The sequence below is a fragment of the Pseudomonas sp. DR 5-09 genome (assembly GCF_001655595.1).
GTDB lineage: Bacteria > Pseudomonadota > Gammaproteobacteria > Pseudomonadales > Pseudomonadaceae > Aquipseudomonas > Aquipseudomonas pharyngis.
The window spans coordinates 3,110,236-3,122,260 of the sequence record NZ_CP011566.1; the positions used below are offsets into that span (position 1 = coordinate 3,110,236).

Below are 12,025 nucleotides of genomic sequence, written 5' to 3' on the forward strand. Positions count from 1 at the left end.
ACACGGAGGCGCCACATGACTCAGCCCCTGTCCCATCATTTGCTGACCATGGCTTATCAGAATGCCTGGGCCAACCATCGACTGGCCAAGGCCTGGAGCCAGCTCGACGACACGGAGCTGGCGGCGCCACGGGCCAGTTTCTTCCCGAGCATCCGCCTGACCCTCAACCATATCCTCACCTGCGACTGGTTCTACGTCGACGCGCTGGAGCGGGAGTTGCGCGGTGACGAACCGCATCCCGATTGCTACGTGTTCTTCAACGCTGACGAACCCTTCACCGAGTCACAGGCCTTGCGCCGGGAACAGGCCCATGTCGACCGCAGGCTGATCGCCTATTGCGAGCAACTGCGCGATGCCGATCTGGGGCGCATTGTCACCATCGCCCGCGACACGCCACAGCACGACAGCCGTCTGCGGATGATCTCGCACCTGTTCGAACATCAGATCCACCATCGCGGCCAGGTTCACGCCATGCTCAGCGGCACCTCGGTAAAACCGCCGCAACTGGACGAGTTTTTCTGTGCCGGCGAATCCGGTATGCGAGCCGAGGATTTTGCCGAGCTGGGCTGGACCGAAGGGCTTATCTGGGGGCACTGATGTCTTGGATTCTGCCGACCCAGGATCAGCAGGCATAAAAAAAGGCGCCCGGAAAGGGCGCCCAACTGTCATCTGCGAGGCCAGAGCCGGGCCAGCGCAGGTCCATCGATAAAGCGTTCGCTCAAGGGCGATAGGACTCGGTGACCTGGGCGGTCTGGTCGTCCGGAACCTTGAGTTCATTGGTCTTCGCGTCAGCCTGCTGGCTCTGTGCGGAATGAACCGGGAAGTTTGCCCAGTAATGTCTCATGCGCTCGGCGCCGCCTTCGGCGAATGCGCTGGCGGATGCCAGGGTGAGTAGACCGGCAAGGATTGCAGTCGTGGTTTTCATGGTGCCTCCTACGAAAAATGTCGGAGCCGTTCATCCATGAATCTAAGCCTCGGGGCGCAGTGTCCGTCGAGGGCATTAACAAGAGGTTAACGCTCGTTCAGTCTAGGTTTTACAGCGTATTTCCACGGCGTATCGGACGAACGCTGCACGCGTGAATGACGCGTGCAGGTTGCAAGGGAAGGGGGCGGTACGATTGTAAATGTTGAAAAGGGCCGGTTCCGGCCCTTTCTGTTACTCCTGCAACACCACTTCCGTGGTCGTGGCCGCGGGTTTTTTCGGCTTCATCAGGCTGAAGTCGATCAGGGCCCGCTGCTCGCGTTCGTAAGGGTTGCCGATCAACAGTGGACGTGGCTTGAAGCTGTCGCTGACCAGGCTCTTGCTGCGATCCAGTTCATCGAAACTCAAACCGGCCAGGTCCGCCCAGGTGTGGATCAGGTGCGAGCTGCTGTAAGGGCGGCTCAGATCCCCGGCGAAACTCCAGTCGTGGTTTTCACGCCACTTCGGCGACGCCCAGGCCATGAACGGAATGGTGTACATCGGCGCCGTCGGCTTGTTTTCGTTGCGACCCAGCGTGCTGTGGCCCACCGAGTCGAACACGTCTTCACCGTGGTCGGAGAGGTAGAGCAGGAAGCCGTTCGGATCGGACTTGGCGTAGTCCTTGATCAGGCTCGAGACCACGAAGTCGTTGTACAGCACCGCGTTGTCGTAGCTGTTATAGGTCGGCACCTGATCGTCACGCACACCGGCCGGAACGCCGTTGCGATCCTGGAACTTGTCGAAGCTCGGCGGATAACGGTACTGGTAGCTCATGTGCGTACCGAGCAGGTGCACGACGATCAACTTGCGCGGCGCCGCGTCGGCCAGGGCCTTGTTGAACGGCTCGATCACGTCGCCGTCGTACTGCGCGGCGTTCTGGTTGCGGTTGTTGTTCAGGTACACCTGCTCATCGGCCTGTTCGGAGAAGGTCGTGAGCATGGTATTGCGTTTGGTCATGGTCTGCTGGTTGGTGATCCAGAACGTCTTGTAGCCGGCCTGTTTCATCATGCTGACCAGCGACGGCGTGGACAGGTACAGGTCCGGGTTTTCTTCGTCGGCGAAGGTCAGCACCTGTTGCAGCGCTTCAATGGTGTAAGGACGCGGGGTAATGACGTTGTCGAAAACCGTCAGCTGATCCTTGAGCTTGTCCAGTTCCGGCGTGGTTTTGCGCGGGTAACCGTAGAGGCTCATGCGCTGGCGATTGGTGGACTCGCCGATGACCAGCACCAGAGTCGCCGGCTGATTGGCGCCCGAGTCCTTGAGGTTTTTCAGCGGCGGGATCTTGCTCGCGCTGTGCAGCATGCCCTGCATGTCGGCCAGGGTTTCCTGATAACGGTGATAAGCCACGGCCATCTGCCACGGCACGGCGGGTTCGATGCGGGTTTCGAATTTCTCGAAGCCTTGCTCGAAGCTGCCGGTACGCATTGTCTGCTTGACCAGCGGATAACCGATCACGGCCACCAGGATTGCCATGGCGGCGACGAATGCCCGGCCACGGGGCAGGTACACCGGACGCAAGCGGGTCCACAGGAAATAGGCGAACGCGGTGTGCGCGAGGAACGCCGGGACCATCCACCAGGCGAAGTACTGGGTCATGTACTCGCCAGCTTCGGACACGTTCGACTCGAACATGATGAAGATCACGCTCTGGGAGAATTCCTGCTGGTAGATGAAGAAGTAACCCAGGCTGGCCATCGAGCAGGCCCACAACACCACGCCGATCAGCGCGGCGAGCAGACGGGTGCGTTTGGGGAACAGCAGCATCGGCGCGAGCCACACGGCGCTCATCACGAAGGCCTGGCGGAACCCGGTGAACCCTGAGGTGCCCGTCAACTGGATCAGCAGTTGGGTGATACCGGAGAAGTACCAGAAGAACACGAACAGCCAGATAAAACCGGCCCAGTCGAAACCTGTCGCAGTCGTATTGCTGCGTTTGAACACCGCCATTCAGCACTCCAGCTCAGTCGTTACATCCACCACCGGGCGTTTCATGCAAAGGACGCATGAGCCCGACGAACGGAGGCCATGCGCACAGACGCACGGCCAGAATGCGCGGGAGTATCAACAAGCGAATGTGAAAACTTTGTTAGTTGCCGAAAAGGGCAGGAGGTGCAGCATGTCGGGAACAGCAATGGCTGCTCCCGAAGCGGGCGGGGATCAGGCGTGGGGCGAGCGCTGTACGCGTGGCAAGGGCTGCGGCTCGGCGCCTTGGGTCAGCAGGCGCAATTGCGCGAGTTCCTGCTTGAGCTGGTCGCGTTCATCTTTCAACTGACGCAATTCATCACGACGGATGGTGACGTACAGGGTTTGTGGCGGCATTGCTGTGTGTACTGTGCCCATTGCTCACCTCGCAAATGGCGTGTCTCAACTGTAGTTCAGCCCCGAATTCGGTTGCTGACATACTATCGGCGCCGATTTTGATTTCTTTTGCTCGTGAATGGAACTTTTTTATTTTTCATGGTCGTTGTGTCTTCGGCACGTTTCCCGACGTTATCAGTCTGGATCGGGCACAATGCCCGGAAACTTCACACCGACGCTCTGGACTAAGCTCCATGATTCACGTTGGGCTATAACCTTTGACACACTTTTATTTGTAGTAAGGAGCATCAGCACATGCAACTCGGGATTATTGGACTGGGCCGCATGGGCGGCAATATTGCGCGACGTCTGATGCTCAACGGTCACACCACCGTTGTTTACGACCGCAATACCGCCTTTGTCGACACCCTGGCCGCCGAGGGCTCTACCGGCGTCGCCGATCTGCCTGCACTGGTCGCAGGCCTGGCCAAGCCGCGTGCCGTGTGGGTCATGCTGCCGGCCGGCGCACCGACTGAAGACACCATCGAAACCCTGAGCACGCTGCTCGAAGCGGGCGACACCATCATCGATGGCGGCAACACCAACTACAAGGACGACATCCGCCGGGCCAAAACCCTGGCCGAGAAGGGCCTGCACTACATCGACGTCGGCACCTCCGGCGGCGTCTGGGGCCTGGAGCGCGGCTACTGCATGATGATCGGCGGCGATGCCGAGACCGTTAAGCGTCTGGATCCGCTGTTCGCCGCGCTGGCGCCGGGCATGGGCGACATCCCGCGCACCAGGGACCGCAAGTCCGATGACCACCGTGCCGAGCACGGCTACATCCACGCCGGTCCCGCCGGTGCCGGTCACTTCGTCAAGATGATCCACAACGGGATTGAGTACGGGATGATGGCGGCTTTCGCCGAAGGCTTCGACATCCTCAAGACCAAATCCAGCGAGCTCCTGCCGGAAGATCAGCGTTTCGACCTGAACGTGGCCGACATCGCCGAAGTCTGGCGTCGCGGCAGCGTGGTGTCGTCGTGGCTGCTCGACCTGACCGCCGATGCCCTGGCGGTCGATCCGAAACTCGACGGTTTCTCCGGTTCCGTGGCCGACAGCGGCGAAGGTCAATGGACCATCGAAGCGGCCATGGAACAAAAGGTGCCGGTACCGGTGCTGTCCAACTCGCTGTTCTCGCGCTACCGCTCCCGCGGCCAGGGCACTTTCGGCGACAAGATTCTTTCGGCCCAGCGCTTCGGCTTCGGCGGCCATGTGGAGACTCCGAAGAAATGACCCATACGATCCGCAGGAAATCCAAGGCAGAACCCGCGCCACCGACCACGCTGTTTCTGTTCGGCGCCCACGGTGATCTGGTCAAGCGCCTGCTCATGCCGGCGCTGTACAACCTGAGTCGCGACGGCCTGCTGGATGATGGCCTGCGGATCGTTGGCGTTGACCATAACGCCATTACCGATGAAGCCTTCGCGCAGAAGCTCGAAGATTTCATCCGCACCGAAGTGGCAGCCAAGGTCGGCAAGGGCGATCAGATGCTTGATCCGGCCTTGTGGGCCAAACTCGCCAAAGGCATCAGCTACGTCCAGGGCGACTTCCTGGACGACAGCACCTATTCAGCTCTGGCGGCAAAAATCGCCGACAGCGGCACTGGCAATGCGGTGTTCTACCTGGCCACCGCGCCACGTTTCTTCAGCGAAGTGGTGCGCCGTCTCGGCAGCGCCGGGTTGCTCGAAGAAACCCCGGAAGCCTTCAGAAGGGTGGTGATCGAGAAACCGTTCGGCTCCGACCTGCAAACCGCCGAGGCGTTGAACGCCTGCCTGCTCAAGGTCATGTCGGAAAAGCAGATCTACCGGATCGATCACTATCTGGGCAAGGAAACCGTGCAGAACATTCTGGTCAGCCGGTTCTCCAACAGCCTGTTCGAAGCGTTCTGGAACAACCACTACATCGACCACGTGCAAATCACCGCCGCCGAAACCGTCGGCGTCGAAACCCGTGGCAGTTTTTACGAACACACCGGCGCCCTGCGGGACATGGTGCCCAACCACCTGTTCCAGTTGCTGGCCATGGTTGCGATGGAGCCGCCGGCCGCGTTCGGCGCCGATGCGGTGCGGGGCGAGAAGGCCAAGGTGGTCGGCGCGATCCGCCCCTGGACTATCGAAGAAGCACGGGAAAACTCGGTACGCGGCCAATACAGCGCCGGTGAAGTCGCTGGCAAACCGGTGGCCGGTTATCGCGATGAAAACAACGTCTCGCCCGAAAGCACCACGGAAACCTACGTGGCGCTGAAAGTGATGATCGACAACTGGCGCTGGGTCGGCGTGCCGTTCTACCTGCGCACCGGCAAACGCATGAGCGTGCGTGACACCGAGATCGTCATCTGCTTCAAACCGGCGCCGTATGCGCAGTTCCGGGATACCGAGGTCGACGAATTGCAGCCGACCTACCTGCGTATCCAGATCCAGCCCAACGAAGGCATGTGGTTCGACCTGCTGGCCAAACGGCCGGGGCCGGCGCTGAACATGGCCAACATCGAGCTGGGTTTCGCCTACAAGGACTTCTTCGAAATGCAGCCGTCCACCGGCTACGAAACCCTGATCTACGACTGCCTGACCGGCGATCAGACGCTGTTCCAGCGCGCCGACAACATCGAGAACGGCTGGCGAGCGGTACAGCCGTTCCTCGACGCCTGGCAACAGGACGCCAGCGTACAAACCTACGCCGCCGGCGAAGACGGGCCGAAAGCCGCCGATGACCTGCTGACTCGCGATGGTCGCGTCTGGCATGGTCTCGGATGAGCGAGCCGATCCGTTTTCTGTTGAGTGACATGGACGGCACGCTGTTGCTGCCCGACCACAGCCTGAGTCAGCGCACGATTGACGCGGTTCGTTCGCTGCGCGAAGCGGGCGTGCTGTTCAGTCTCGCCACGGGGCGGCCGCCCAAAGCCATGCTGCAGCAGATCGAAGCGCTGGGTGTCGATCTGCCGACCGCCGCGTTCAACGGCGGCACGATCGTCAACCCGGATGGCAGCATTCTGGTCGCGCATTACCTGCCGGCCACGGCCGCGCTGACGGCGCTGGCGCTGTTTGCCGATCAGCCGGATGTCGAAATCTGGGTGTTCAGCGGTGGTGACTGGCTGCTCAAGGATCCGCACGGGCCGATGGTGCCGCGCGAGCAGCACGGGCTGGGTTATCCGCCGGTGGTGGTGGAGAGTTTCGAGCCGTATCTGGAGCGCATCGACAAGATCGTGGCCACCAGCAACAACACCGAACTGCTGATCGAGCTGGAGGCGCGTTTGCTGCCGAAGGTCGAGGGCCTCGCGCAGGTGTCGCGCTCGCAACCGGTGTACCTGGACGTGACGGCAGTCGAGGCGAACAAGGGCTCGGCGCTGGTCACGCTGGCTGAACACCTCGGTGTGCCGCTGGCGCAGACGGCTGCGATTGGCGATGGCGGCAATGATCCGGCGATGTTCCATGTTGCCGGGTTGTCGATAGCCATGGGGCAGGCAGAAGACGCGGTGAAGCGTCAGGCCGACGTGGTGACGGGGCCGAACACCGAGGATGGTGTGGCGCAAGCCATCGAAAAGTACATCTTGCCGCATTGATCGAGGCATAAAAAAACGGGAGCCTTTTCGGCTCCCGTTGTTGTTTTTACAGCCAGTAACTCACGGCATACCAGCCAAGCAATCCCATCACCACGGTGTAAGGCAACGCCATCCACACCATCCGCCCGTAAGACAACCGCACCAGCGGCGCAATCGCCGACGTCAGCAGAAACAGAAACGCCGCCTGACCATTGGGCGTCGCCACGCTGGGCAGGTTGGTGCCGGTGTTGATCGCAATCGCCAGCGTCTCGAAATGTTCGCGGCTCATGTGTCCGGACAGGAACGCCTGTTTCACTTCGGTGATGTAGATCGTGGCGACGAACACGTTGTCGCTGATTGCAGACAGCAGACCGTTGGCGATGAACAGCATCCCCGGTTGCTGCTCCGCCGGCAGTGCCAGCACCCATTGAATCAGTGGCGCAAACAGTTGCTGGTCGTGAATCACCGCCACCACGGCGAAGAACACCACCAGCAGCGCGGTGAACGGCATGGCGTCCTTGAATGCGCTGCCCAGTCGGTGCTCGTCGGTGATCCCGGTGAATGCAGTGATCAACACAATCACCATCAGGCCGATCAACCCGACTTCCGCAATATGGAACGCCAGCCCGGCAATCAGGATCAGCGCAGCGCAGCCTTGTACCAGCAGGGCGGCGCGTTGGCGTGGCGTGCGTTCGGCGTTGTCTTCGGCGGCGTAGTTGGCGAGCACTGCACGTACGTTGTCCGGCAGCAGCGTGCCGTAGCCGAACCAGCGCAGTTTCTCCAGCAACAGGCAGGTCACCAGTCCCGCGACCAGCACCGGCAGCGACACCGGCGCGACCTTCTGGAAAAACTCGGCGAAGTGCCAACCCATTTCGTGGCCGATCAACAGATTCTGCGGTTCGCCGACCAACGTGCAGACACCGCCCAGTGCGGTGCCGACCGCGCCGTGCATCAGCAGGCTGCGCAGAAAGGCGCGAAACTGTTCCAGATCCTCGTGATGCAGTTGGGGCAGATGCCGGTCATCGCTGAATTCGCTGTCCTCGCGCGGGTCGTTGCCGGAGGCCACCCGGTGATAAACCGAATAGAAGCCGACGGCGGCGCTGATGATCACTGCGGTGACGGTCAGCGCGTCGAGAAACGCCGAAAGAAATGCCGACAGAAAACAGAACATCAGGGCCAGCAGTGCCTTTGAACGCACGCCCAGCAGCAGGCGCGAGAACAGGAACAGCAGCAGGTCTTTCATGAAGTAGATGCCGGCGACCATGAACATCAGCAGCAGAATCACCGGGAAATTGTGCTGCAGCTCTTCGTACAGCGCCTGGGGCGTGGTCATCTTCAGCAGCAGCGCTTCGATCAGCAACAAGCCGCCGGGCATCAGCGGGTAGCACTTGAGCGCCATGGCCAAGGTGAAAATGAACTCGATCACCAGCAACCAGCCGGCGGCGACCGGACCTGCGGCCCACAGCACCAGCGCATTGAGCAGCAGAAACCCGACGATACACGCCTTGTACCAGCGGGGTGAATGCCCGAGAAAGTTGTGCGCGAACGCCTGGGCCATCGAACCGGACATTGGTTGCTCCTTGTATTAAGAAGCGCGCAAGTTGCCGTAAGCGATGGGCAAGATCAAGTGCAGTCGGATTCGCATCAGTGATTCAGATACCGCGCCACCATCGCACGGTAGTTGCCATCCAGCGAATAGCCGCCCACCAGAATTCCCCCGTCAGGCTGTATCGCCACCGAGGTGGCCGTATCGAGGCTGCGCCCCAGTCGCGTGCGCAACCAGCCATTACCGGAACCGAAGCTTCGATCAAGGCTGCCGTTGGCCAGATAGCGGGCGACGATGAAATCGGCTTCAACACCGCCGATCGTCGCGCCAACCGCGATCATGCGTCCGTCCGGCATTACCTGCGCCGCGCTCCACTGGCAGCCGCTGGAGCCGATTGCCAGCAAATGCGGTTGACCACCGTTGCAGTGCAGGTCAGGGCGGCCGTTGCCATGGACAGACTGCGCCATGCATCGAATCGGATCGCGGCTGCTGCCAAAACAATGCAAATGCTCCGCCGACTGGATGACCTGATTGACCAGGGCACTGTGCCCTTGGACTTTGAAGGCCATGAAGCCGTCCACCGCAAAACGTTCATCGAGCTGGCCGTCCGGCAGGTAGCGGGCGAGCAGACCTTCCTGTGGGAAATCGATGGAGCCGGCCACCACAATTCTTCCGTCTCCTTGCAGCAGCACGCTGCCGAGCCAGGTATTGAGCAGCAAGTGGCGAACCATGACGAAGCCGCGACCGTTGAACGACGGGTCGAGTCTGCCATCGGGTGTGAGGCGGATCAGCATGCCGACGTGATCGGCCAGTTCGAAGTGATGGTTGGCGATCAACAGGATACGTCCGTCCGGTTGCACCGCAAAATCGCAGGCTTCGGCGCCCGGAACGCCCGGCGGGAGCCAGGCGTCGCGGGTGCCCATGGACAGGTCGCCGGGCAAGCGAACGATTTGTCGGCCGTTGTCGCCGAAGTCCGGGTCAGGCCGGCCTTGGGCGTCGAACAGGGCCAGGGCGGGAAGGGTGCAGTGTTCCGATTCATAGTGCAGGCCTGCCAGCAGAATCCGCCCGTCGGGCAAGACCTGAACCTTGCTGCCCGTCGCTTCGAATCCGCTGGCGAACCGGCCGATCACGCTGCCTTGATTGCCGAAACCAAGGTCCGCCGATCCGTCCCCGAGCAAGCGGGCCAGACCGAAGCAGTTGCCCTGAGCCGTGCCGACTTTGGCGGCGACCAGAATCCGACCTTGCGCATCAAGTGCCACGCTCTGGGTCAGGCTGGACGTGCTGCCGGCGAAGTAAACCTGCGCCACGCCATTACTGGAAAAAGTTTTGTCGAGTTGTCCGGCGTTTTTCGCTAGCGTCGGCAACGCGATGGCGGTCTGGGTTGACATGCATGCTTCTCCTTGCGAGTCGACCGATTTCCGGGAGGCGGAACGGGTAACTGCATGAGCGAGACATTCAATCCCTGAATACGCGCAAGTACAACTGACAGAACTAACAGGTGGAGAGTCGCACTGTGCCAGAACAGTGTCTTTTTGAACCAGTCGCAAGCCTGCCAAGTATTCAGGCGCGAAAGTATTGAGGAAAGTTGTACAAAAAGACTGAAGTTGGAAAAAGATTGGCAACTAACAGAAGAGGGCGGATGACTTGAGCGTCATCCGCATTACCCGCAACTATCAGTGTGGCATCGACCAGGACTGCAATGCATAGCCTTCTTCGCTCAGTTCGGCGCGGGCTTGTTGCAACAGGTGTTCAAGTTGCGCTGGATCAGAGTAGGCACTGCTTGGGATCTGGGTGCGACCGATGTGGGAGTTGGTGCGGTCGATCACGGTGAGGCAAAGTTCGCCATTGCCATCTTGTGGGGCCCAGGCGACGCATTGAAACGGTTCAAATGCGCGGTTGGCAATCAAAAGAGCTTCGTTGATACGGAGCGGGGCGGTCATGGGGTCTTCTCTCTTTAAGTGCCCAGTCAAGTGATGTGCCGTCGGTTGGGCTTACCGTTCGGCGAGTTACTTGTACTGATGCACGCAACCCGTTGGCAGGTCACACCGGATTTGAAGAAATTTCGAATTTCTTTCATACCTTCAATATTTCGACCTGTTTTTGAAAGCTTGGCGAAAGAATCAAGTCGATAGCTAACTAATAAAGCGCTTTCTTATAACTGCTTCACTTGTACACCTATAAGCAATCGATACAAGGCCCCGTCAAATTCTTGCTAATGTAACAGTCAGGTTCGCCAAATGACTGTTTTTACGATCATTTCCTAAAATTTGGCGCCAAGGAACAGTCATGAACGAAGCGCCTGCATTACGACGTTTACTGGTCGTCGACCCGTGCGACGACTGTCACCGATTGTTGCCGGGTTTGCGTGCCGTGGGTTGGGACGTCGACAGTTGCAGCCTGGAAAATGCCGCCGATCGAAGTTGCGATGTCGGCTTGCTGCGTTTACAGCCCTTCCACCTGGAACGTCCCGAAGCCGTCAAAGAACTGATCAGCCGCAGCGGCACCGAATGGATCGCCGTGCTGAATCAGGAGGTGCTGCGCTTGCAGAACGTCGGCGACTTCGTCTGCGAATGGTTTTTCGATTTCCATACCTTGCCGTTCGACGTCTCCCGGGTGCAGGTCACCCTCGGCCGGGCGTTCGGCATGGCGCGCCTGCGTGGCCAGGGCACGATTCATGTCGATCAGCCGGAGCACGAGCTGCTGGGCGACAGCAAACCGATCCGCGAGCTGCGCAAACTGTTGAGTAAACTGGCTCCCACCGAGTCGCCAGTGCTTATTCGCGGAGAAAGCGGGACCGGTAAAGAACTCGTCGCCCGGACCCTGCACCGGCAGTCGCAGCGCCACAGCAAACCTTTCGTGGCGATCAACTGTGGGGCAATTCCCGAACATTTGATCCAGTCCGAGCTGTTCGGCCACGAGAAAGGCGCGTTCACCGGCGCCCATCAGCGCAAGGTCGGACGTATCGAAGCAGCCAACGGCGGCACCTTGTTTCTCGATGAAATCGGCGATCTGCCACTGGAACTGCAAGCCAATCTGTTGCGCTTTCTTCAGGAAAAACACATTGAACGGGTCGGCGGCAGTCAACCGATCCCGGTTGATGTGCGGGTGTTGGCAGCGACTCACGTCGACCTTGAGGCCGCCATCGAGAAGAAGCGCTTTCGTGAGGATTTGTACTACCGGCTCAATGTGCTGCAAGTAGTGACCGCGCCGTTACGCGAGCGCCACGGCGATCTGTCGATGCTGGCCAACCATTTTTCCCATTTCTACAGTCACGAAACCGGCCGTCGTCCGCGCAGCTTCAGTGAAGATGCGCTGATTGCCATGGGCAAGCACGACTGGCCGGGCAATGTCCGCGAACTGGCCAACCGCGTGCGTCGGGGGCTGGTGCTGGCCGAAGGACGGCAGATCGAGGCCCGTGACCTGGGGCTGATCAGCCAGCAGTCGATCGCGGCACCCATGGGCACCCTTGAAGACTACAAGACCCGCGCCGAACGCCAGGCCCTTTGCGATGTATTGAACCGCCACAGTGACAACCTCAGTGTTGCCGCCAAAGTGCTGGGGGTTTCCCGGCCGACTTTCTACCGTTTGCTGCACAAGCACCAGATCCGCTAGGGCGCGG

Annotated in this window: 11 protein-coding genes; 5 read left to right on the forward strand and 6 right to left on the reverse strand. The window is 60.2% G+C overall.

The genetic code is table 11. The annotated features are described in order from the left end of the window. Window positions 1-15: 15 nt before the first annotated feature. Complete coding sequence (locus PDR5_RS13915) at window positions 16-597, forward strand: DinB family protein (RefSeq protein WP_064596359.1); 582 nt, start codon at window positions 16-18, stop codon at window positions 595-597. A gap of 121 nt (window positions 598-718) precedes the next feature. On the opposite strand, the gene PDR5_RS13920 is transcribed toward PDR5_RS13915, so the two are convergent. The 3 genes from PDR5_RS13920 to PDR5_RS13930 all read right to left on the reverse strand — a co-directional run bounded on the left by PDR5_RS13920 (window position 719) and on the right by PDR5_RS13930 (window position 3,301). Further along, entirely contained in the window at window positions 719-925 is a 207-nt protein-coding gene (locus PDR5_RS13920) for a hypothetical protein (RefSeq protein WP_007957512.1), read from the reverse strand. Between the two features lie 231 nt (window positions 926-1,156). Then, window positions 1,157-2,908 carry a phosphoethanolamine transferase CptA gene (locus PDR5_RS13925; protein ID WP_064596361.1) on the reverse strand — a complete coding sequence of 584 codons (1,752 nt, stop codon included), beginning with the start codon at window positions 2,906-2,908 and terminating at the stop codon, window positions 1,157-1,159. Window positions 2,909-3,118: 210 nt separating this feature from the next. Further along, window positions 3,119-3,301 (reverse strand): DUF6026 family protein, encoded by a 183-nt coding sequence (locus tag PDR5_RS13930; RefSeq protein ID WP_007957508.1) that lies wholly within the window; start codon window positions 3,299-3,301, stop codon window positions 3,119-3,121. A gap of 273 nt (window positions 3,302-3,574) precedes the next feature. Here PDR5_RS13930 and gnd point away from each other — a divergent pair, with 273 nt between their 5' ends. From gnd to PDR5_RS13945, 3 genes are read left to right on the forward strand one after another with little or no spacing between them, the layout of a single operon-like run. After that, window positions 3,575-4,555, forward strand: coding sequence for a phosphogluconate dehydrogenase (NAD(+)-dependent, decarboxylating) (gnd, locus tag PDR5_RS13935; RefSeq protein WP_064596363.1), 981 nt, complete (start codon window positions 3,575-3,577; stop codon window positions 4,553-4,555). Further along, window positions 4,552-6,075 (forward strand): glucose-6-phosphate dehydrogenase, encoded by a 1,524-nt coding sequence (gene zwf / locus PDR5_RS13940; protein WP_064596365.1) that lies wholly within the window; start codon window positions 4,552-4,554, stop codon window positions 6,073-6,075. Before gnd ends, zwf begins: the two co-directional genes overlap by 4 nt. Then, a complete protein-coding gene (locus PDR5_RS13945) occupies window positions 6,072-6,881 on the forward strand; it encodes a Cof-type HAD-IIB family hydrolase (RefSeq protein WP_064596367.1) in 810 nt (269 codons plus the stop codon). The genes zwf and PDR5_RS13945 overlap by 4 nt, the downstream gene beginning before the upstream one ends. A gap of 46 nt (window positions 6,882-6,927) precedes the next feature. On the opposite strand, the gene nhaB is transcribed toward PDR5_RS13945, so the two are convergent. The 3 genes from nhaB to PDR5_RS13960 all read right to left on the reverse strand — a co-directional run bounded on the left by nhaB (window position 6,928) and on the right by PDR5_RS13960 (window position 10,346). Further along, window positions 6,928-8,430: a sodium/proton antiporter NhaB gene (nhaB, locus tag PDR5_RS13950; protein ID WP_064596370.1), complete on the reverse strand. Its 1,503-nt coding sequence runs from the start codon at window positions 8,428-8,430 to the stop codon at window positions 6,928-6,930. A 74-nt stretch (window positions 8,431-8,504) separates the two neighbouring features. Continuing rightward, entirely contained in the window at window positions 8,505-9,794 is a 1,290-nt protein-coding gene (locus PDR5_RS13955) for a hypothetical protein (RefSeq protein ID WP_064596372.1), read from the reverse strand. A gap of 285 nt (window positions 9,795-10,079) precedes the next feature. After that, a complete protein-coding gene (locus PDR5_RS13960) occupies window positions 10,080-10,346 on the reverse strand; it encodes a hypothetical protein (RefSeq protein ID WP_039768183.1) in 267 nt (88 codons plus the stop codon). Window positions 10,347-10,692: 346 nt separating this feature from the next. On the opposite strand from PDR5_RS13960, the gene PDR5_RS13965 reads away from it, so the two are divergent. Next, window positions 10,693-12,018, forward strand: coding sequence for a sigma-54 dependent transcriptional regulator (locus PDR5_RS13965; protein WP_039768186.1), 1,326 nt, complete (start codon window positions 10,693-10,695; stop codon window positions 12,016-12,018). The last annotated feature ends 7 nt before the right edge of the window (window positions 12,019-12,025 follow it).